Source organism: Streptomyces sp. NPDC051217 (assembly GCF_044455465.1).
Lineage (GTDB): Bacteria > Actinomycetota > Actinomycetes > Streptomycetales > Streptomycetaceae > Streptomyces.
This window is the reverse complement of the sequence record NZ_JBITEV010000009.1, coordinates 230,291-252,059: the sequence shown is the minus strand read 5'-3', so window position 1 is coordinate 252,059 and position 21,769 is coordinate 230,291. Positions and strand designations below refer to the sequence as shown.

At 71.1% G+C, this 21,769-nt stretch carries 15 protein-coding genes; 5 read left to right on the top strand and 10 right to left on the bottom strand.

What is annotated here, in order from left to right:
• Positions 1–48 precede the first annotated feature (48 nt).
• From ACIBBB_RS21745 to ACIBBB_RS21730, 4 genes are read left to right on the top strand one after another with little or no spacing between them, the layout of a single operon-like run.
• Positions 49–1,020 carry a phosphotriesterase gene (locus tag ACIBBB_RS21745; protein ID WP_398984344.1) on the top strand — a complete coding sequence of 324 codons (972 nt, stop codon included), beginning with the start codon at positions 49–51 and terminating at the stop codon, positions 1,018–1,020.
• A 1-nt stretch (position 1,021) separates the two neighbouring features.
• Positions 1,022–2,125, top strand: coding sequence for an aminotransferase class V-fold PLP-dependent enzyme (locus tag ACIBBB_RS21740; RefSeq protein ID WP_398984342.1), 1,104 nt, complete (start codon positions 1,022–1,024; stop codon positions 2,123–2,125).
• 2 nt (positions 2,126–2,127) lie between these two features.
• Positions 2,128–3,288 carry an alanine racemase gene (locus tag ACIBBB_RS21735; protein ID WP_398984340.1) on the top strand — a complete coding sequence of 387 codons (1,161 nt, stop codon included), beginning with the start codon at positions 2,128–2,130 and terminating at the stop codon, positions 3,286–3,288.
• Positions 3,289–3,301: 13 nt separating this feature from the next.
• Positions 3,302–4,549: a phosphopentomutase gene (locus ACIBBB_RS21730; protein ID WP_398984338.1), complete on the top strand. Its 1,248-nt coding sequence runs from the start codon at positions 3,302–3,304 to the stop codon at positions 4,547–4,549.
• Positions 4,550–4,631: 82 nt separating this feature from the next.
• On the opposite strand, the gene ffh is transcribed toward ACIBBB_RS21730, so the two are convergent.
• The 5 genes from ffh to ACIBBB_RS21705 all read right to left on the bottom strand — a co-directional run bounded on the left by ffh (position 4,632) and on the right by ACIBBB_RS21705 (position 12,499).
• Positions 4,632–6,182: a signal recognition particle protein gene (gene ffh, locus ACIBBB_RS21725; protein WP_398984336.1), complete on the bottom strand. Its 1,551-nt coding sequence runs from the start codon at positions 6,180–6,182 to the stop codon at positions 4,632–4,634.
• 181 nt (positions 6,183–6,363) lie between these two features.
• Positions 6,364–8,814 (bottom strand): [protein-PII] uridylyltransferase, encoded by a 2,451-nt coding sequence (locus tag ACIBBB_RS21720; protein WP_398984334.1) that lies wholly within the window; start codon positions 8,812–8,814, stop codon positions 6,364–6,366.
• Positions 8,815–9,055: 241 nt separating this feature from the next.
• Entirely contained in the window at positions 9,056–9,394 is a 339-nt protein-coding gene (locus ACIBBB_RS21715; RefSeq protein WP_189105224.1) for a P-II family nitrogen regulator, read from the bottom strand.
• Positions 9,391–10,677: an ammonium transporter gene (locus ACIBBB_RS21710; protein WP_398984331.1), complete on the bottom strand. Its 1,287-nt coding sequence runs from the start codon at positions 10,675–10,677 to the stop codon at positions 9,391–9,393. The genes ACIBBB_RS21715 and ACIBBB_RS21710 overlap by 4 nt, the downstream gene beginning before the upstream one ends.
• Positions 10,678–11,026: 349 nt before the next feature.
• A complete protein-coding gene (locus ACIBBB_RS21705) occupies positions 11,027–12,499 on the bottom strand; it encodes a hypothetical protein (RefSeq protein ID WP_398984329.1) in 1,473 nt (490 codons plus the stop codon).
• Positions 12,500–12,935: 436 nt separating this feature from the next.
• Between ACIBBB_RS21705 and ACIBBB_RS21700 the strand changes: the two genes are divergently transcribed.
• Positions 12,936–13,595 (top strand): bifunctional DNA primase/polymerase, encoded by a 660-nt coding sequence (locus ACIBBB_RS21700; RefSeq protein ID WP_398984327.1) that lies wholly within the window; start codon positions 12,936–12,938, stop codon positions 13,593–13,595.
• A 205-nt stretch (positions 13,596–13,800) separates the two neighbouring features.
• Here ACIBBB_RS21700 and ftsY read toward each other — a convergent pair whose 3' ends face one another.
• The 5 genes from ftsY to ACIBBB_RS21675 all read right to left on the bottom strand — a co-directional run bounded on the left by ftsY (position 13,801) and on the right by ACIBBB_RS21675 (position 21,670).
• Positions 13,801–15,012 (bottom strand): signal recognition particle-docking protein FtsY, encoded by a 1,212-nt coding sequence (gene ftsY, locus ACIBBB_RS21695; RefSeq protein WP_398984325.1) that lies wholly within the window; start codon positions 15,010–15,012, stop codon positions 13,801–13,803.
• An 88-nt stretch (positions 15,013–15,100) separates the two neighbouring features.
• Entirely contained in the window at positions 15,101–16,525 is a 1,425-nt protein-coding gene (locus tag ACIBBB_RS21690; RefSeq protein WP_398984323.1) for a sugar porter family MFS transporter, read from the bottom strand.
• A 125-nt stretch (positions 16,526–16,650) separates the two neighbouring features.
• Positions 16,651–20,526 carry an AAA family ATPase gene (locus ACIBBB_RS21685; protein ID WP_398984321.1) on the bottom strand — a complete coding sequence of 1,292 codons (3,876 nt, stop codon included), beginning with the start codon at positions 20,524–20,526 and terminating at the stop codon, positions 16,651–16,653.
• Between the two features lie 178 nt (positions 20,527–20,704).
• Positions 20,705–20,923 (bottom strand): hypothetical protein, encoded by a 219-nt coding sequence (locus ACIBBB_RS21680; RefSeq protein WP_189105231.1) that lies wholly within the window; start codon positions 20,921–20,923, stop codon positions 20,705–20,707.
• Positions 20,924–21,388: 465 nt separating this feature from the next.
• Positions 21,389–21,670: an acylphosphatase gene (locus ACIBBB_RS21675; protein ID WP_398984319.1), complete on the bottom strand. Its 282-nt coding sequence runs from the start codon at positions 21,668–21,670 to the stop codon at positions 21,389–21,391.
• Positions 21,671–21,769 lie beyond the last annotated feature (99 nt).

The window sequence follows — 21,769 nt, the reverse complement described above, 5'->3', positions numbered from 1 at the left end:
CCGGACTCGCCGCGGCGAACACGCACGACACAGGAAGGCCCTCGCACCATGCAGCACCCCCACACCGGCGTCGTACGGCCCCGCCGGCTGCGCACCGTCGGCGGACCGTTGCCCGCCTCCGCCGTACGCGGCCCCGTACTCGCCCACGAACACCTGGTGCTCGATCTCGACCGCGCCGGGGAGGGCGCGGCGGTTCTCGACTCGGACCAGCACGGGCCCGCCGTCGTCACGGAACTGGCGGCCCTGCGCGAGGAGTACGGCCTCGGCCTGGTCGTCGAGCTGACGTGCCGCGGCATGGGCCGCGATCCTGGGGCCCTCGCCCGGATCTCCGCGGCGACGGGAGTGCCGGTGGTGGCCGCCACGGGCTGGTACTACGAGCCGTTCCACCCGGCGGAGCTCGACGGGGCGAGCGTCGAGGAGCTGACCGCGACCCTCGTAGGGGAGATCGACGACGGTTTCGGCGACACCGGAGTCCGCCCCGGCGTAATCGGCGAGATCGGCAGCCACGGCGACTCTCCGACCGAGCCGGAGACCCGCGCCCTGCTGGCTTCGGCGCACGCCGCGGTCGCCACGGGCCTGTCGGTCGCCACCCATGCGCAGCTGGGCCGTGGCGGGCTCGCCCAGTTGGAGCTGCTCACCGGTGCGGGGCTCGCCCCACACCGGATCTCGCTGGGCCACCAGGACCTGCTCGACGCCCCGACGGTGCACCGTGAGCTGGCGGCCGGCGGGGCCTACGTCGCCTTCGACACCGTCGGCAAGGAGAGCTACCAGAGCGACACGGTGCGGCTGCGCCTCCTGCTTGCACTGCTGGAGGCCGGCCACGCCGACCGCGTACTGCTCAGCTGCGACATCTCTCGGCACGCCTATCTCCGCTCGGAGGGCGGTCAGGGGTACGGACATCTCTTCCGGTCCTTCCTCCCCCGGGTGCGCGCGGCCGGTGTGGACGAGGACCTGATCGATCTGATGACACGGCGCAATCCGCTCCGGTTCCTGACCGGTGCGGACACGAAGGAGAACTGAGATGTCCGTACAACTGCCGCGGACCTTCCCCCTGGCGACAATCCCGCTGGACGGCGCGGTCCGCATGCAGTTCCGGCTGCTGGAGTGCACCGCCGCCCATTTCGAGGGTCAGCAGCTCTTCGAGGCGGACGCGGGCGTGGTGCCGGACCTGGGACGGCCCCGTACCACCGCGCGGGTCGAGGCGGTGCTGGCCGACTTCTTCGGCGCCGAGGACGCCGCACTGGTGCAGGGCGCGGGCACGGGTGCCATCCGCGCCGCGCTGCAGGGCGCCGTCGGCCCAGGTGACCCGCTGCTGATCCACCGGGCGCCGGTCTACCGCACGACCGCGGTGACGCTGCGCGGGCTCGGAGTCCGCACCGTCGAGGCGGACTTCAACGACGGCGCGGCGCTGCGCCGGGCGCTGGACTCGGATGAGTTCGGCTGGGCGTACGTCCAGCACAGCCGGCAGCGGCTCGCCGACTCGTACGACGCGGGGGACGTCCTCGCGGCCTGCCGCGCCGCGGGGGTGCGCACGATCGTGGACGACAACTACGCGGTCATGCGGGCCCCGTTGGCCGGCGTGGAGCTGGGCGCGGATGCCTCGTGCTTCTCACTCTTCAAGCTGCATGGGCCCGAGGGGGTCGGCGCCGTCGTCGGGGCGGCCGACCTCGTGGAGCGCGTACGCGCCGACAACTACTCGGGCGGCGGCCAGGTGCAGGGCCACCAGGCGCTCGACGCGCTGCGCGCCCTCACCCACGTCCCCGTCATGTGGGCCGTCCAGTCGCAGGTCGGCGCCGAGATCGCCGACCGGCTCGCCGCCGGTGAGGTGCCCGGTGTGGCGGAGGTACGGATCGCCAACGCGCAGGACCACTGTCTGCTCGTACGCCTGGACCGCCCCGTCGCACGCGAACTGCCCGCCGCGGCGGCGCGCCACGGCGCCGCGCCGTACCCCGTAGGCTCCAACTCCCGCTACGAGATCGCCCCGCTCTTCTACCGGCTGTCCAGCTCGTCCCTCGACGACGCTCCGGAGCTCGCCGACCGGACCGTGCGGATCAATCCCATGCGGGCCGGCGCCGATCTGGTGATCGAGATCCTCCGCCGTTCGCTGCACGACCTGAAGGACTGACCGTGTTCCTGGACGCCGTCCTGGCCCGCAACCCCGAACTCCTCGACGCGGCGGTCTCACTGCACCGCTCCGGCGCCGTACCGCCCGACACATACGTGATCGACGCCGACACCGTGGAGGCCAACGCCGCACTTCTCGCCGGTGAGGCCGAACGGCTCAGCCTGTCGCTCTGGTTCGTGGTCAAGCAGATTGGCCGAAATCCGGCGCTGATCGGGGCCATCGCCCGGCACATCCCCCGGTTCGCGGCGATCGATCCGTACGAGGCGCGGCTGCTGCACGGCACAGGGGCACGGGCCGGCAACCTGGGCCATCTCGTACAGATCCCGCCCCGTCTGCTGCCCGAGATGCTCGGCTGGCGGCCGGAGGCGGTAACCGTGTTCGACCTGGCCAACGCCCGCGCAGTCTCGGACGCCGCCCGGCAGCTCGGCTTCGTCCAGGACGTACTCGTACGCCTGGAAGGCACCGACAAGGTCTATCCGGGGCAGGAGGGCGGCGTGCCGCTCGCCGGGCTTGACGACTTCGCAGCGGCGGCCGAGGCGCTCCCGGGCATCAGGATCGCGGGCGTGACCGCGTTCCCCTGTGTGCTGTGCGATCCGCTGACCGGCGCACCGACCCCCACGGAAAACTTCCAACTCGCGATCACGGCGCGCGAGTTGCTGGCCGCGCGCGGGCACGAGGAGCTGAAGCTCAGCGCTCCGAGCGCCACATCCATGGCCACGCTGCCCCTCCTCGCCGAGCTGGGTGCCACCCACGGCGAGCCGGGGCACGCCCTCACGGGGACGACCCCGCTGCACGCGGTCGACCACCAGCAGCCCGAGCGTCCCGCCTACGTGTACGTCAGCGAGGTCGCCCACACCCTCGCCGACGGACGGCCCGCCATTCACGGCGGCGGCTTCTACCCGCGCGCACGCATCCACGACGCCCTGCTGCCGCGTACCGGGCTGCGTCTGCCCGTACAGGACGCGCCTGCGGAGAACATCGACTACTACCGGCTGCTCCAACCCCCCAACCACGCCGCGGACGTTGAGGTCGGGGACACCGCCGTACTCGCCTTCCGTACCCAGATCTTCGTCACCCGCTCGACCGTCGCGGTCGTCGCCGGGCTCTCCACCGGAGAACCCCGGCTGACCGGCCTGTACGACGCTCAGGGCCGGGCCCGGTAAGGAGCCAGGAGCCATGAGCACGACCGTGATCGTCGTCATCGACGGGTTCGGTGTCGGCGCGATGCCGGACGCGGGAACACTGCGGCCTGGCGATCTCACCGCCGACACCTGCGGGCATGTCCTCGACCACTGCCGCACGGCGCTGGGCCGGCCGCTCCGGCTGCCCGCGCTCGGGGAGCTGGGGCTCGGCCTCGTCCATCCGCATCCGGATCTCGCCCGCCGGACCGGCCGCCCCGTCGCCGCGGGCCGGGCCGCCCTCGGCTACCCCGGGGCCGACACCTTCGCCGGACACCAGACCATGATGGGCGCGGACTTCAGCCACGTAACGGTGGCCACGCTGGCCGGGCATCTCGACGAGGTGAGCGGCGCGCTGAAGGCGGCGGGACACCTTGTCGAGCCCCTGCGGGGGCAGCCGTTGCTCCTCGTCGACGGCGCCGTACTGGTCCACGACAACCTGGAGGCCGACCCCGGCATCAACTGGAACGCCTCCGGACGTCTGGACTACCTGTCCTTCGACGACATCCTCGCCATCGCTCGTACGGTGCGGGCGGTCGCGCCGGTCGCCCGCGTCATCGCCGTCGGGGGACACGCGGACGGGCCGCTCGCCACGTACGTACGAGACGGTGACGGCGGCACCGTCGGGCTGGACACGCCGGCCACCGGCTTCTACCGCAACGGCGGGCTCCAGGTGCGGCATCTGGGCGTGGATCTCGACCACACCCGACAATTGCCCGACCTCGCCGCCCGCGCGGGAATCCCGGTCACGCTCGTCGGCAAGGCGGCGGACATACTGGCGTGCGAAGCCGCCGTACGGCGCCCCGCCGTCGCGACGGGGGAAGTGCTGGAACACACGCTGGCGGCGGTACGGGGCGGCCAGGGCGGCCTCGTGGTCGCGAACGTCCAGGAGACCGATCTCGCGGGCCACCAGCAGGACACGGGGCGCTACGGGAGCGTCCTGGAGCAGGTCGACGCGGGGCTCTCCGAGCTGACGGGGCTGCTCACCGGGCCCGGCGACCGACTGATCGTCACGGCCGACCACGGCAACGACCCGACGATCGGCCACGCGTATCACACGCGCGAGTACGTCCCCGTCCTGATCCACCGCCCGGACGCCGCGGGAATCGAAATCCTCCCGGACGCCGCCACATTGGCGGACGTCGGGGCGACGGCCGCGGCGGCCCTCGGCCTGGACGCGGGCGCCCTCGCAACGGGGGCGACGCTGCTCGGCGGGCCGTCCGGCCACGGGGCGGAGCCGCACTAGATACGGCGCCGTCGCGGCGTGCCGACAACTCCGCACCGGCGGCGGCCCGGGCGCCGCCGCCTCCCCCACCCGAAGTCGGGCCTCAGCCCATGAACTTCTTGAACTCGTCGGGCAGTTCGAAGTTCTTGTCCGCCTCCGCCGCCGGCAGGCCGAACGCGCCACCCGCCTGCGCCGCCTCCTCGCGCCGCGCCGCGGCGGCCTGCTCCTCGGCCTTGCGCTTCATCGGATTGCCGGAGCGCCGCTTGCCCTTGGCCTGCTTCTGCTGCTTCTTCTGCCGGCCGGGCCCACCGCCCGAACCCGGAGCGCCCGGCATTCCCGGCATCCCGCCGCCCTGCGCCATCTTCGACATCATCTTGCGGGCCTCGAAGAACCGCTCCACCAGGTTCTTCACGGCGCTGACCTCGACGCCGGAACCCTTGGCGATACGCGCCCGGCGTGAGCCGTTGATGATGGTCGGCTCGTGCCGTTCGGCCGGCGTCATGGACTTGATGATCGCAGCCGTACGGTCGACGTCCCGCTCGTCGATGCTGCTGATCTGGTCCTTCATCTGCCCCATGCCGGGCAGCATCCCGAGCAGCTTCGAGATGGAGCCCATCTTCCGGACCTGTTCCATCTGCGCCAGGAAGTCGTCGAGCGTGAACTCCTTGGGCCCCTTCGCCAGCTTCTGGGCCATCTTCTCGGCCTCAGCCTGGCTGAAGGTCTGCTCGGCCTTCTCGATGAGGCTGAGCATGTCGCCCATGTCGAGGATGCGGGACGCCATGCGGTCCGGGTGGAACGCGTCGAACTCGTCAAGCTTCTCGCCGTTGGAGGCGAACATGATCTGCTTGCCGGTGACGTGCGCGATGGAGAGCGCGGCACCGCCGCGGGCGTCGCCGTCGAGCTTGGACAGCACGACGCCGTCGAAGCCGACGCCGTCGCGGAAGGCTTCGGCGGTGTTGACCGCGTCCTGGCCGATCATGGCGTCGACGACGAACAGGACCTCGTCGGGGCTGACGGCGTCGCGGATGTCGGCGGCCTGCCGCATCAGCTCCTCGTCGATGCCGAGCCGGCCGGCGGTGTCGACGATGACGACGTCGTGGACCCTGTCCTTGGCGTACTTGATCGAGTCCTCGGCGACCTTGACCGGGTCACCCACGCCGTTGCCGGGCTCGGGTGCGTACACCGCGACGCCCGCGCGTTCGGCGACGACGGCGAGCTGGTTGACGGCGTTGGGGCGCTGGAGGTCACAGGCGACCAGCAGCGGCGAGTGGCCCTGACCCTTGAGCCAGAGGCCCAGCTTGCCCGCGAGGGTCGTCTTGCCCGCACCCTGGAGGCCCGCGAGCATGATCACGGTCGGCGGCTGCTTGGCGAAGCGCAGGCGCCGCGTCTCGCCGCCGAGGATGCCCACGAGCTCCTCGTTGACGATCTTGATGATCTGCTGGCTGGGGTTGAGCGCCCGCGAGACCTCTTCGCCGCGTGACCGCTCCTTGACCTTGGCGGTGAAGTCACGGACCACGGGGAGCGCGACATCCGCTTCGAGCAGCGCGATGCGGATCTCGCGTGCGGTGGCGTCGATGTCCGCCTCGGACAGCCGCCCCTTGCCGCGGAGGGTTTTGAAAGTCGCTGAGAGGCGATCGGAGAGGGTATCGAACACGGCGCTCGTAGGTCCTCAGGGGTCGGGGGAAGTGTGGATTGCTCTCCAGGGTATCCGGCCGGGCCGGCATGGCGGGCCCTGCCCGTTGTGAAGGCTCGTACGGGCCCTCCGCCGCGGCGTCGCGCCGCCCCGTACGAAGACGGTCCGCCGCCCCGTCCCGCGCCGCTCCGAGACCCGCGCGTCAGCCGCGCAGGGCCTCCTCCACCATCTTCGCGGCCGTCGTCGCCTCCCCGTCCGTCAGGTCGGTCCCGTCCGCGCGCGTGACGTAGACGGTGTCCACCGCGTTCGCGCCCAGCGTGGACACGTGTGCGCTGCGGACCCGTACCGCCGCCTCCTCCAGCGCCCGCCCGATCCGGTGCAGCAGCCCCGGGGCGTCCTGCGCGCGCACTTCGATGACGGTGGCGAGCTCCGAGCTGTCCGGCACCACCGTCACACGGGGCGGCGGAGCCTGGGTGCCGCGCCGCCGGGGATGGGCGGCCTCGCGCTCCGCCAGCCGGGACTGGATGTCGAGCGAACCGTCCAGGGCGCGTACGAGGTCGGCGCGCAGCCGCGTCGCCTGGGGCAGGGAGCCGTACGCCGCAGCGACACGCCAGGTCAGCAGCAGGACGTCGGAGGCGTCACCGAGCGCCGTGGGCGGTTCGACGATGCGCAGATCGGCCGCCCGCACGGTGAGACGGTGCAGTGCGAGGACACCGGCCGCGGCCGGCAGGACGCCGGGGCGGTCGGGGAGGGCGATGAGCAGTTCGACGCCGACCGGCTCCGGTTCGTCGTCCTCCTGAGGAGGCTCCGGCTGGGCGTGGAGGGAAAGGACGGGGCCGCCGGTGCGCAGCGCCTCGACGGCGAGGCGTTCCTGCTCCGCGCTGGTCACCACGGCGCGAGGTGCGGCGGGCGCCCTGCCGGCGAGAGCGGCGGCCACGCGTCCGACAAGGTCCGTGACGAGCGATCCACGCCACGCGGACCAGGCGGCGGGCCCGGTCGCGAGCGCGTCGGCCTCGGTGAGCGCGTGGAGCAGTTCGAGGGTGGACAGCGAGTCGACCTTCTCGGCGACGGAGCTGACGGTGGCCGGGTCGTCCAGGTCGCGCCGCGTCGCCGTCTCGACGAGCAGCAGATGGTGGCGTACGAGTGCGGCGACGACGTCCGCGTCGGCGCGGTCGAAGCCGATCCGCAGCGCGACGGTGCGCGCGACGGGCTCACCGGCCTCGGAGTGGTCACCCGGTAGCCCCTTGCCGATGTCGTGCAGCAGGGCGGCGACCAGGAGCAGGTCGGGGCGGCTCACGCGCCGGGTCAGCGCGGATGCCTCGACCGCGGTCTCGACAAGGTGGCGGTCCACGGTCCAGGTGTGGACGGCGTTGCGCTGGGGCCGGCAGCGGACGCGCTCCCATTCGGGGATGAGGCGGGTGATAAGCCCCTCGGCCTCGAACGCTTCCCAGACGGGGATGGTCGGCTCCCCCGCCCCGAGCAACGTGACGAACTCCTCGCGCGCCGCCGCGGGCCACGGGGCGGGCAGCGGCAGCGCGGCGGCGAGCCGCCGGACGACGTAGGGGGAGATCGGCAGCCCGGCCTGGGCGGCGGCAGCGGCGGCGCGCAGTGGCAGTACGGCGTCGCGCTCCACGCGCGCCGTTCTGGCGAGCACGGCCTCGCCGTCCTGCTCCACCACGCCTTCGGCGAGCGGCGTGCGCTCCGGGGCCGGCCTGCTGCCGCCGAGGAGGGAACGGAGCCGGGGGCGGCCGGCGCGGGAGCGCAGGACGCGGTTGACCTCGCGCCAGGTGACGTCGGAGGCGTACGACACGGTGCGGGCGGCCTCGTAGACCTGCCGCAGGAGTTCGTCGGCGTCGCCGGTGCCCAGCTCCGCGGCGACGCCGTCCTGCTCCTGGAGCGCGAGCCGGTCGGTGGCCCGGCCGGTCGTCAGGTGCAGGGCGTCGCGTACGTCGAGGAGCGCACGTCGGGCCTCGGCGAGGCCCTCCCGGGGGGCGTCGGCGAGCCAGGACGCGGCGACGGCGCGCAGCGCGGTGGCGTCCCTGAGCCCGCCCCGTGCCTCCTTGATGTCGGGTTCGAGAAGGAACTGCAACTCGCCTTGGCGCTCGGCGCGTTCGCGGCAGAGTTCGTCGAGTTCGGGGAGGCGTTTGGGGGCCTGGTTGCGCCAGTCGGCGAGTACGGCGGTGCGCAGGGCGGCGGTCGGTGCCGGGTCGCCGACGATATGACGGGCGTCGAGTAGCCCGAGCTGCACCTTGAGGTCCTGGCCGGCGGTCTTGCGGGCCTCGGCCGTCGTACGTACGGAGTGGTCGAGGGCGAGGCCCAGGTCCCACACCGGGTACCAGACACGGTCCGCGAGCGCGGCGATGGCCGCGGCGTCGGAGCTTCCGTCGTGCAGGAGGAGAAGGTCGAGGTCGCTACGGGGGGACAGTTCGCCCCGTCCGTAGCCGCCGACGGCGACGAGGGACGCTCCCTGGACCCCGACCGCGCGGGCCGCGGCGGTGAACAGGGCGTGCAGCCAGTCGTCCGTGAGCCGTGCCAGGGCAGCACGGCGCGGCGGCCCGGACGGCGTCTTCTCGTGGAGAAGGCGCAGTCGGGCCGCCGCGTAGCCGCTGGGTCCGGGGTCGGGTTGTCCGGTCGTCTCGTCTGGGGTGGTCACCCGGCAGGTCCCGTCTTTCAGCGGGCGTCCCGCGTGCGGGACGCCCGGTTTCGCTGCGCGCGTCCGTATCTCCGAGCGCGCTCGGTTCACAACTCGCGCGACGTTGTCACGAGTTGGGCGCCGGCCCCGCGCCCCGTCCCCGGAGCGCCGACGGCACCGGGCGCACTCCTCAATGGAGTGCGCCCGGCGCCGGCGCGTGCCCGCTCACCGAGCACGCGCCGTCATCGGACCGGATCCGGTGTCAGAGTGCGTCCGGGCCGCGTTCCCCCGTACGTACCCGGACCGCAGTGTCCACCGGCACACTCCACACCTTGCCATCGCCGATCTTGCCTGTCCTGGCAGCCTTCACGACGACCTCGATGAGCTGCTCGGCGTCACCGTCCTCGACCAGCACCTCGATGCGGATCTTCGGTACGAGATCGACGGTGTACTCCGCGCCCCGGTAGACCTCGGTGTGGCCGCGCTGCCGGCCGTAACCGCTGGCTTCCGTGACCGTCAGCCCATGGACGCCGAAGGCCTGGAGGGCCTCCTTGATCTCGTCCAGTCGGTGTGGCTTGACGACTGCGGTGATGAGCTTCATACGTCCACCTTCTTGTTCCGCGCCGCGGCGCCGAGGTCCTTGTCCGTAGCGGCCGCACTGCTTCGGCCTGAGGGTGAGCCTCCCACCGCGCTGAAGTCATAGGCGGATTCCGCGTGGAATGCCATGTCCACACCGCTGGTCTCGTCGTCCTCGGAGGCCCGGAAGCCGATGGTGACATCGACGATCTTGGCAAGGATCCAGGAGGCGACGAAGGAGTAGCCCATCACCGAGAAGGCACCGATCGCCTGCTTGCCGAGCTGCGAGGCACCGCCGACACCGTCGATGGCGAGGACGCCGACGAGCAGGGTGCCGATGACGCCGCCGACGAGGTGGACGCCGACCACGTCGAGCGAGTCGTCGTAACCCAGCTTGTACTTGAGGCTAACGGCCCACGAGCAGGCCGCTCCGGCGACGACGCCGATGAGCAGCGCGCCGAACGGGTTGACGTGCGCGCCGGACGGGGTGATCGCCACGAGACCGGCGATGGCTCCTGAGGCCGCGCCGAGTGTGGTGAACGCGCCGTGCCTGATGCGCTCGTAGATGAGCCAGCCGAGCATGGCGGCGCCGGTGGCGATCTGCGTGTTGAAGGCCATCATGGCGGCCGTGCCGTTGGCGGCGAGGGCGGAGCCGGCGTTGAAGCCGAACCAGCCGAACCACAGCAGCGCGGCGCCGAGGACCACCAGCGGCAGGCTGTGCGGCCTCATCGGGTCCTTCTTGAACCCGATGCGCTTGCCGACGACAAGGACCGCGGCGAGTGCTCCGATACCGGCGTTGATGTGGACCGCCGTACCACCGGCGAAGTCGATCACTTCCAGCTTGAAGAGCCAGCCGTCGGCCTGCCAGACCCAGTGCGCGACCGGGAAGTAGACGACGGTGACCCACAGGGCGATGAACAGGGCCCAGGCGGTGAATTTGACGCGGTCGGCGAGGGCGCCGCTCATGAGCGCCGGGGTGAGTACGGCGAACATCAGCTGGAACAGGGCGAAGGCATAGACGGGGATTCCCTCGTTGCCGCCCGTGAGTGTCTCGGCGTTGATGCCCTTCAGACCGATGTGGTCGAAGTTGCCGAGCAGTCCTCCACCGATGTCGTCACCGAAGGTGAGCGAGTACCCGTAGAGCACCCACAGCAAGCTGACGATGCCGAGCGAGATGAAGGACATGATGAGCATGTTCAGGGCGCTTTTCACCCGGACCATGCCGCCGTAGAAGAAGGCCAGGCCGGGCGTCATCAACATGACGAGCGCGGCACTGATCAATACGAATGCGGTATCTGCGCCATTCAAGGCCGGCGTCTCCTCGTGGGTGGGAAATACGGCCCGGTGCGGATGCTCTTACTTCTCTGGGCCGACTGGTGGTGAGGAGATTGACGTGGGGTGATTTCGGTCGATGCCGCCCGATGTTTCACGTCAGTGACGAAGTCGACCGGAGTGTTACGCCTGGATGAACTGCCGTGTCGTGAGGTGCGGTGATGCCAGAATCCGGCCGCGGCGCTCACCCATGTGACGTGGCGTGGGGAAGCCGTGTCGGCTGTACGGGCGAGTGCCGCGGCCGGAGGCGCGGGGTACGTGGGGGAACGGGGGGATCTGGGGGGGGATGAGTCCAGGGGCTGCCGCGGCGCTCTCCACGGGGTGCTCAGACCGCTTCAGCGGCCTCCGGGAGTTCCTCCGTGAGCTGCTCGGTGAGCTGGTTGATTTCGGAGAGTTCCCCGAAATCGCGGGTGGCCGTGGACACCGTTTTGCGCAGTCGTGTGTTGACTCGCTCGGAGCGAACCTTCTTGGCGATGCCGAGCGCCTCCTTGATAAGAGGGGTCGACCGCTCGGGCTCCCTCTTGAGAAGGTGGACGGTGGCCATCCCGACGAGGTTCAGCGCGTACGACCGCTGATGCTCCTCGTCCTTCTCGAAGAGCTGCACGGCGCGCTCCATGACGGGCTGAGCGAGCGAGGCGTACGTCGGGCTGCGCCCGGCCACGTAGGCGAGGTCCCGGTAGGAGTGCGCGTTCTCACCGTTGAGCTCAGCCTCGGAGAAGAACCGGATCCAGTCGGGTTCCGGCTCGCCGTCGTCGCCCGCGTCGGCGAAGGTGTTCTCCGCCATCCGCACCGCGCGCTTGCACTTGCCCGGCTGCCCCATGTTGGCGTAGGCCCGCGCCTCCATCGCGTACAGCATGGACTGCGTACGGGCCGTGGCGCAGTCCCTGCTGCCGTACTGGGCGAGATGGATGAGCTCCAACGCGTCGTCGGGGCGGCCGACATGGATCATCTGGCGGCTCATCGAGGAGAGGATGTACGACCCGAGGGCCTTGTCCCCCGCCTCCTTGGCGGCGTGCAGGGCGAGCACGAAGTACTTCTGGGCGTTGGGCTGGAGGCCGACGTCGTAGCTCATCCAGCCGGCCAGCTCGGACAGTTCGGCCGCGCACCTGAAGAGCCGCCGCGCGGTGACGTCGGACTGCGGCTCCTGAAGAAGATCCGTCACCTCGTGGAGCTGGCCTACGACCGCCTTGCGGCGCAGACCGCCGCCGCACTGCGCGTCCCACTGACGGAACATCGCCGTGGTGGACTCCAGCAGGTCCAACTCCGGCGTGGAGAGCCGGGAGTGGCGACGCCCCGCCGGAGGGCCCGCGTGGTCCTGGTCGGCCGGCGAGGTGGGCACCAGCCACCGTTGCATCGGCTCGATGAGGGCGGGACCGGCGGCGAGCGCGAGCGACGTCCCCAGAAAGCCGCGCCGGGCCAGCATCAGGTCACTGCGCGAGAACTCACTGATCAGGGAGATGGTCTGGGGCGCCGCCCAGGGCAGATCGACGCCGGACACCGAGGGCGACTGGTGGGCGGAGCGCAGTCCGAGGTCCTCGACCGCGACAACGGCGCCGAATCGCTCGGAGAACAACTCCGAGAGAATGCGCGGGATGGGCTCCCGAGGCTGTTCGCCGTCGAGCCAGCGGCGCACCCGCGAGGTATCGGTGCTGATGTGGTGCGCGCCCATCTGACGGGCCCTGCGGTTGACTTGGCGCGCGAGTTCGCCCTTGGACCAGCCGCTGCGCCTGAACCACGAACTCAACTGCTCGTTCGGGCGCTTGCCGGTAGCCGTACCGTCTGCGCCGCTGCCGCCCACTGGAACGCCCCCATCCGCTGAAGCACTGTCGCGCGAACTTCTACCAGAATGCCGTCAGTTACGGTCGTCTGTCCGGAGATCTCGCCCCTTCGAACAGGAAACCGAGTTGCCCGCGGCAATACCACGAACGTATGACTTCTCACCGTTCGTGTACTCAAAGTAATCCTACGATCACCCCTCCCGCGAGGGTCCTTCCGTAAACGCCACCATTCGCCACCCCTTCGAATGAACTCGCCCTCGGCCGGGCGCGATTCACTTGACGGGCGACGATCAGGAACCGGCGGAGCGTTGCACGCGGGGGCGTACGGAGCCGGACGCACCACCCCGGATGTCACTCCGCGCCGCCGGTGCGAGGCCGAACGACAAGATGCCGACGGAGGGTCACAACACGACTCCGCGTCGTAACTACCGGCGAGTTCGACCCGTTGGAGGGGGCATGGGCTTCACGATCGGCGGAATCCGGGAGATGCGGTCCGGTTCACGGCGCCGCGGACGCACCACCGAGTGCACCACGGTGGCCGAGTACACAGGACTCTGGGGCTGGGACGTCGTCCCCGGCGCGCGCGCCGCGGCGGGCCGCTGCTCCTGCGGCGCCGACGGATGCCGCGCCCCTGGCGCGCATCCGCTCGACCCGGCACTGGAGGTCCCCGCGGGCGCGACGCTGGACGATGCCGCCAGGGCCTGGTCCGAGACGCCCGGGGCGGCCGTCCTGCTGCCCGTGGGGCGCACCTTCGACATCATCGACGTCGCCGAACAGGCGGGCCACCGCGCCCTGGTCAGGCTGGAGCGGATGGGGCTGCCGCTGGGCCCCGTCGCCGCCACCCCCACGGGGCGGGCGCACTTCTTCGTCGCACCGGGCGCCGCAGCCGAACTGCCCGAGCTGCTCTACCGGATGGGCTGGGACGACGCCGGTCTCGATCTGCGCTGTCTGGGCGCGGGCGACCATGTCACGGCCCCGCCGTCCGACCTCGGCGGCCTCGGGCCCGTCCGCTGGCTCCGGGCACCGGTCCTGGACACGGCGGCGGACCCGCCGCAGGCGCGGCTGCTGCTCGGGACCCTGGCGTATGTCTGCCACCGCTCGCCCGTCTGCGACTGAGCCGCCCGCCGCTCTCCGGCGACGGCGCCGTCGGGCACCGTCGCCGGCCCCGCCCCGTCGCCTCCGTACGAAGGGCCCCACCGCATGCGCACGCGGAAGGGCCCTTTCTTCGTACGCTGCGCACGGTGCCCCGTACGCGCCTCGTATGGCGGGGTGCCCCGTACGCGCCTCGTACGGCGCTCCTGCGGCGCTCGTACTGCGCCTGTCAGCCGTCGATCAGCGCGTCGACGAACGCCTCGGGCTCGAACGGCGCCAGGTCGTCCGGACCCTCACCCAGCCCGATCAGCTTGACCGGCACGCCCAGCTCACGCTGGACCGCGATCACGATGCCGCCCTTGGCGGTGCCGTCCAGCTTGGTCAGCACGATGCCGGTGATGTTCACGACCTCGGCGAACACCCGCGCCTGTACGAGGCCGTTCTGCCCCGTCGTCGCGTCCAGGACCAGCAGCACCTCGTCCAGCGGACCGTGCTTCTCCACGACACGCTTGACCTTGCCGAGCTCGTCCATGAGCCCGGTCTTGGTGTGCAGCCGCCCCGCCGTGTCGATCAGGACGACGTCCGCCCCCTCGGCGATGCCCTCCTTGACCGCGTCGAAGGCGATCGACGCCGGGTCGCCGCCCTCGGGGCCGCGCACCGTACGCGCGCCCACGCGCTCGCCCCACGTCTGGAGCTGATCGGCGGCGGCGGCGCGGAAGGTGTCGGCGGCGCCGAGCACGACCGACCTGCCGTCGGCCACCAGGACCCGCGCCAGCTTGCCCGTCGTCGTGGTCTTGCCGGTGCCGTTGACGCCGACGACCAATACGACACCCGGGGTGTCCAGACCGCTCTCGGTCTTCACGGCGCGGTCGAAGTCCGTACGGAGGAGGGCGAGCAGTTCCTCGCGCAGCAGCGACCGCAGTTCGTCGGGCGTACGCGTACCGAGCACCCTGACCCGCTCGCGCAGCCGCTCCACCAGTTCATGCGTGGGTGCGACGCCGACGTCGGCGGTGAGCAGCGTGTCCTCGATCTCCTCCCACGTCTCCTCGTCGAGGTGCTCGCGCGAGAGCAGCGTGAGCAGCCCCTTGCCGAGGGTGTTCTGCGAGCGGGCGAGCCGGGCCCGCAGTCTGACCAGACGGCCCGCGGACGGTTCCGGGACCTCGATCGCCACGGGCGGGGCGGCCACGACGGGGTCCTCGACGGCCGGCGGCGTCGCGGTCGCCTCGGGAAGGCCCACCTCCTCGATGGTGCGGCGGGGTTCCTCCCGCAGCGGCCCCGCCTCGTCGCCGACGTGCGGCTCGGCGGGCGGGGTCGTGATGGTCGGCGTGCTCGGCGGTGCCTTGGGCGGCAGCTGCTTCTTCCTGCGGCTGGTGACCACGAACCCGCTGATCACGCCGACGACGACCAGGGCGATGACTACGGCAAGAATGACGATGTCCACCACGTCATCTTCGCAGGCGGCGGCCGCCTCGGGGCGGTGGGGAGATCCCGGGCCCCGACGGAACGCGCGATCCCTGGAACGGGGCTGGTCAGCCCATCTCCTCCAGCACCTTGCCCTTGGTCTCGGGAACCCACTTCAGGACGAAGAAGGTCGAGAGCAGGGCGAAGGCCGAATAGATCACGTACGCGCCCGAGAGATCCCAGTCGGACAGGGTCGGGAACGAGGCGGTGACGGCCCAGTTGGCGATCCACTGCGCCGACGCGGCCACGCCCAGCGCCGCGGCCCGGATCCTGCCGGGGAACATCTCGCCCAGCAGCACCCAGACGACGACGCCCCACGACAGCGCGAAGAAGAGCACGAAGGAGTGGGCGGCGGCGAGCGCCACGGTGCCCTGGGCGTTGGGGATGGAGATGTCGCTGCCACTGCCCGTCTTGTACGAGAACGCCCAGGAGGCCAGCCCCAGTGACAGCGTCATGCCGACGGAGCCGATGAGCAGCAGCGGCCGGCGGCCGATCCGGTCGACGAAGATCATCGCGATGACGGTACCGATGATGTTGACGATCGACGAGGTGAAGGAGTAGAAGAACGAGCTGGTGGGGTCGATACCGACGGACTGCCACAGCGACGCGCTGTAGTAGAAGATCACGTTGATGCCGACGAGCTGCTGGAGCGCGGAGAGGCCGATGCCGATCCAGACGACCGGCAGGAAACCCACCCTGCCGAGCAGGTCCTTGAACGTCGGCTTGTGCTCCTTACGGAGGTTGAGCTCGATCTCCCGGACCCGCGCGTCCAGGTCGACGCTCCTGTCCTCGACCTCGGCGAGCACCTCCTTGGCCGCTTCGTTCCTGCCGACGGAGATCAGGAAACGGGGCGACTCGGGGATCGCGAAGGAGAGCACCCCGTAGAGGATCGCCGGGACGACCATCACGCCGAGCATCCACTGCCAGGCTTCCAGGCCGCCGATCTCGCCGCGCTGGTCACCGTCGGCGATGTTAAGGATGCCGTAGTTCACCAGCTGCGAGACGGCGATGCCGAGGACGATCGCGGCCTGCTGGAACGAGGTGAGCCGGCCGCGGTACGCGGGCGGCGAGACCTCCGCGATGTAGGCGGGGCCGATGACGGAGGCCATACCGATGGCGAACCCGCCGATGACCCGCCACATGGCGAGGTCCCAGAGCGCGAACGGCAGCGCCGAGCCGACGGCGCTGACGGTGAACACCACGGACGAGATCTGCATGCAGCGGATACGGCCGATCCGGTCGGCGATCCGGCCCGCCGTCGCGGCGCCGATGGCGGAGCCGATCAGTGCGGCGGCGATCACCTGGGCCAGTTCACCGGAGCCGATGTCGTAGCGATCCCTGATGGCCTGGACGGCGCCGTTGATGACGGAGCTGTCGTAACCGAACAGGAAGCCGCCCATGGCGGCGGACGCCGTGATGAAGACGACATGGCCGAAGTTCTCCGGAAGGGGCGGTTTGCCCCCGGGCCGCGGCGACTGCGCTGGACTCGTCACATGGGCTCCTGTTACCGCCCGGGACAGGCGCGCCGGGCAAGGGTTGGAAAGCCCTTCCAGTGGGGCACAGCTCCGCCCCGCCCACCACCTGCCCTGGGCCGTTCAGCTCAGTCGGCGGTGACCGTTCAGCGCAGCCGCTGGCTGATCACCTTGGAAACGCCGTCACCCTGCATGGAGACGCCGTACAGCGCGTCGGCGACCTCCATCGTGCGCTTCTGATGGGTGATCACAATCAGCTGCGAGCTCTCCTGGAGCTCCTGCATGATCCGGATCAGCCGCTGGAGGTTGGTGTCGTCCAGCGCGGCCTCGACCTCGTCCATCACATAGAACGGGCTCGGCCTCGCCTTGAAGATCGACACCAGCAGCGCCACCGCGGTCAGCGACCGCTCGCCGCCCGACAGCAGGGAGAGCCGCTTGACCTTCTTGCCGGGCGGCCGGGCCTCGACGTCCACACCACTGGTGAGCATGTTGTCGGGATCCGTGAGGATGAGGCGCCCCTCTCCCCCGGGGAAGAGCCGCGAGAAGACTCCCTCGAACTGCAGGGCCGTGTCCCGGTACGCCTCCGTGAAGACCTGTTCGACCCGCTCGTCGACCTCCTTGACGACCTGGAGCAGATCGGCGCGGGTCTTCTTGAGGTCTTCGAGCTGCTCGGAGAGGAACTTGTGCCGCTCCTCCAGCGCCGCGAACTCCTCCAGGGCGAGCGGGTTCACCTTCCCGAGTTGCTGATACGCCCTTTCGGCCGACCGGAGCCGCTTCTCCTGCTCGCCCCGTACGTACGGCCGGGGCTGGTTGCGCGGGTCCTCGGGGTCCTCCGGCAGCTCCTCGCCCTCGGCGGGCAGGGACGGCGGTACGAGCTGGTCCGGGCCGTACTCGGCGATCAGGCCGGCCGGCTCGACGCCCAGCTCTTCCAGGGCCTTCGCCTCCAACTGCTCGATCCTCATCCGCTTCTCGGCGCCCAGGACCTCGCCCCGGTGCACCGAGTCGGTGAGCTTGTCGAGTTCGTTCTTGAGATCGCGCCCCTGATTCCGCTCCGCGACCAGTTCCTGTTCCCGGCCTGCCTTCGCCGCCTCGGCCGCCGTGCGTTCCTCGTCGGCGCGTACGACCGACACCTCGACGTGCGCCAGCAGTTGCCTGGCGCCGGAGGCGACGGCGCCGGCGACGGCCGCCTCGTGGCGCAGTCTGGCCCGCCGCTGTTCCGCGCGGGCCCGCGCCTCGCGCTCGGCGCGGGCGCCCCGGTCGAGCGATTCCGCGCGGCCGGCGAGTCCCTTGACGCGCTCCTCGTGGGTACGGACCTGGAGCCGCGCCTCCATCTCGGTCTGCCGGGCGTTGGCCCCGTCGGCGGCGAGCCGGTCCCGTACGGAGGTGTCCGGCTCCTCCTCTGCTGGTGCCTCCTCGGCGACGAGCAGGCGCTCCGCCAGCACCTCCGCCTCCTCCGCGGCCCGGTCCAGGGCGTCCTGGGCCTTGGCGGCCGCGGCCGAGGACCGCTCGGCCTCGCCCGCGGCGCCCCGGGCCTGGCCGGCGAGCCGCCCCAACCGGCCGGACACGGCGGACTTCTCCCGGTCGGCGGCCCGCCGCCGCTCCCCCAACTCCTCGATGAGTGCCGCGCATTCGGTACGGCGGCCGGTCGCCCGGCGCTGCGCGTCGGCCAACTCCTCGCACCGTACGGCCAAATCGGCCAGCTCGGCGGCCGCCTCGTCGACGGATGCCTGCACCTCCAGCAGGCTGGGCGCCCCGGCGGAGCCGCCGTGCGCGAAGTGCGCGCCGAGGAGGTCGCCCTCCGCCGTGACGGCGGTCAGTGCGGGGTGGGCGACGACAAGGTCCTCGGCCTCCTCCAGGGTGCCGACGACGACCATGTCCTGGACGAGCCGTCGTACGGCGTTCATGAGGGCGTCGGGGCCCCGTACGAGGTCGACGACGCGCTGGACGGCCAGGTCGGTGATGGTGGCGGCGGCGTGCACGGGCCGGGACCGGGCGGCCCCGTCGGCGCCGCTGCCGGTGGCGCCGGTGACGGCCGGGACGTCGCGCGCCCCGTCCGCCCGGCCGGGAACGGCTCCGGACGAGGCGGGAGCGTCGCCGTCGTGGCCCGGTCCCGCGTCCGCCCCACCCCCCGGGGCGGTACCGGCGTCGCCACCGTCGCCACCGTCGCCGCCCCGGGTGCTCGCGGCGCCCTGTCCGGGCAGGCCCGGCACCGTACCGGAGCCGATTGCGTCGGCCGGGGCCCCGTCGCCGGATCCACCCCGCTCCGTGGCCTGCCCCGGAACGGCGGCCGACCGCGCGGGCGGTTCGCCGCCCAGTAGCAGGGAGGCCCGCCCCGCGTCCTCTTTACGGAGGAGGCGAATGGCGTCGGCCGCCGTGGCCGCGTCGCTCACCGCGATCGCGTCGGCCGCCGCCCCGAGTGCCGCGGCCACCGGGACCTCGAAGCCCGGGGTGACGGTGAGCAGTTCGGCGGCGGGACCCAGCAGGCCGGCGAGGCGGTCACGCGCGCCCAGTAGGGCGCCGCTGCCGTCCTTGCGGCGCAGCCCGAGGGCGAGCGCGTCGTGGCGGGCGGAGAGGGCGGCGCGTTCGCGTTCGGCGGCCGTGGCCGCCTCGCGCGCCGCCGTCAGCGCGCCCTCCGCGTCGGCCAGCGCCCGCTTCGCCTCGTCGTGCCGCTCGCCGAGTTCGTGGTCGTCGGCGTCCAGGCCGTCGACCTCGGCCTTGAGTTGCTCGTACTCCTCCTGCGCGGCGACGGCGCGCTCCTGTGCCCCGTCGCGGGCCTCGGCGAGCCGGCCGATCTCGGCCTGCGCCGACGCGGCGCGGCTGCGCGCGGCGTTCACCTGCCCGTTCAAGCGGGCGAGTCCCTCGCGCCGGTCGGCGATCGCACGCGCCACGTCCTTGAGACGGCGCTCCTCCGCCACCAGCTCACGCTCAAGGTCGGAACGGTGCGCGACGGTGTCCTCCAGCGCCCGCTCGGCGGCTTCGAGCGCGGCCTCCAGCTCCGCCTCCTGCTCGCGGATGCGGGCGGCCTCCCGCTCCATGTCCTCCGGATCCCGCCCGCGCCGCTCGTCCTCCGGCGCGGCGGTGGCGCTCTTCACGCGGGCGTCGGCCAGCGAGATCGTGCCCCGTACCCGCTCGGCCAGCTGAGAGAGCTCGTACCAGGTCTGCTGCGCGCGCTGGAGTCTCGGCGCCAGCCGCCGTACCTCCTCCTCCAGCTCCGTCTCGCGTGCCAGCGCGTTCCTGAGCCGGAGTTCCGCCTCCTCCTTGCGCTGCTTGAGCGCGGCCTCGTCGGCAACCTCCGTACGGAGGGCGTCGCGCAGCTTCACGAGGTCGTCGGCGAGCAGACGCAACCGGGCGTCCCGCAGGTCCGCCTGGATGACGGCGGCACGCCGTGCCACCGCCGCCTGTCGCCCCAACGGCTTGAGCTGTCGCCGCAGTTCGTCGGTCAGGTCCTGCACACGCGCGAGGTTGGCCTGCATCGCGTCCAGCTTCCGCAGCGCCTTCTCCTTGCGCTTACGGTGCTTCAGAACCCCCGCGGCCTCTTCGATGAATGCCCTGCGCCCCATCGGATCGGCGTGCAGGACGGAATCGAGTTGTCCCTGGCCGACGATGACATGCATCTCGCGGCCGATACCGGAGTCCGAAAGCAGTTCCTGGATGTCGAGCAGCCGGCAGGTGTCGCCGTTGAGCTGGTATTCGCTGCCGCCGTTGCGGAACATGATCCGCGTAATGGTGACTTCGGCGTAGTCGATGGGCAGCGCACCGTCCGAATTGTCGATGGTCAGGGAGACCTCGGCGCGCCCGAGCGGCGGCCTGCCGGTCGTCCCGGCGAAGATCACGTCCTCCATCTTGCCGCCGCGCAGCGACTTGGCTCCCTGCTCCCCCATGACCCAGGAAAGGGCGTCCACGACATTGGACTTGCCCGAGCCGTTCGGACCCACGACGCACGTGATGCCGGGCTCGAACCGCAGCGTCGTGGCGGAGGCGAAGGATTTGAACCCACGCAGGGTCATGGCCTTGAGGTGCACGCCGCCGGACTCTACCTGCCTCACATCACCGAACGCGGTTTCACCGCTGAATGAGCAGGGCACATCAGACGTGAGAAGAACCGGTTACGGGGCGGGGGGAAAGAAAGAAGGGACGCCGAAGCGTCCCTTGCATGTTCTTGCGAGAGGGTTTCTCACCTGACCCCGACGGGGGCTGCTGTCAGGTGAGCGCCGGCTCCGCCTGGGGTACATCGATGTCGATGCCGTCGAACGGCGAATCGCCATGGTGCTGTGCGGCGGCAGCGCTCAGCGCGTCATTCTCGGACTGGATCCGTACGAGCTCGGATTCGAGGTCCTGGACGCGCTGCTGAAGCCGTCGCATCTCGGCGAGGAGTCGCGGGTCAGAACCGCCGACGTAACCGAGAAGCGCCTTTGCCATGATGGATGGGCCTCCACACTGAGTGACCGACCGAAGCGGTGTGGGTCGTGAGGGATTTCCGCACCCGCGCTGCTGGCAGAGGTTCTTCCGCACTGTGTTTCTCACTGCCAAACAGCCAAGGTGCGCGGGGCTTCCAGAGTCTCACCAAAAAGTTTGACGGTCAACACGATCACAGCCCGTCATCGCCGGACGGCCCAGGGGCGAGCGTCCGCACACGGTGCGACGCCGCCTCTCCTGCGGCCCCGGAAGGCGTGGAGATCATTGTTAACGCGGCAGCTTGGCACGGGACCCCGCTTCTTGGCAACCATCAGTGAATTCCTGCCGAAAGCATGTGCCGGAGGCATACGGGCAGGCCGGACCCCTCCTCGGCGAGCGGTATCCCGACGTACCTCGCCCCGTTCAAGATCGACGGGGAATGATCGAGAGCGTTCGCGCGCTCTCGGGGCGTCGCGCCGCCGGTCATGATCACCGGATGGCGAAGGTGTCGTATCCGCCGCGCGGTGTGCCCCAAATCTCAGTGACTCCGTCAACACGGCCGGGCGTGTCGTCGGAACGCAGCCACTCCAGCAAACGGTGGCAATTATCACGCGAGCCCTCGGCGACGATCTGCACCCTGCCGTCGTCCAGATTCAGGGCGAAGCCCCTCAGGTCCCCGATCTCCAGAGCGTTTGCCCTGGTGAACCAGCGGAAGCCAACTCCCTGCACTCGACCGCGCACCCAAACGGTGATCCGTACATCTTCGTTCATGCGTGCAAGCTAATGGGCGAATACCTCGGTGAGCACTTCGCACCCACCCCGCTTGGCGTACAGTCCCGTCGCAATGAGGGTCACCCGAATGGGTGAAAC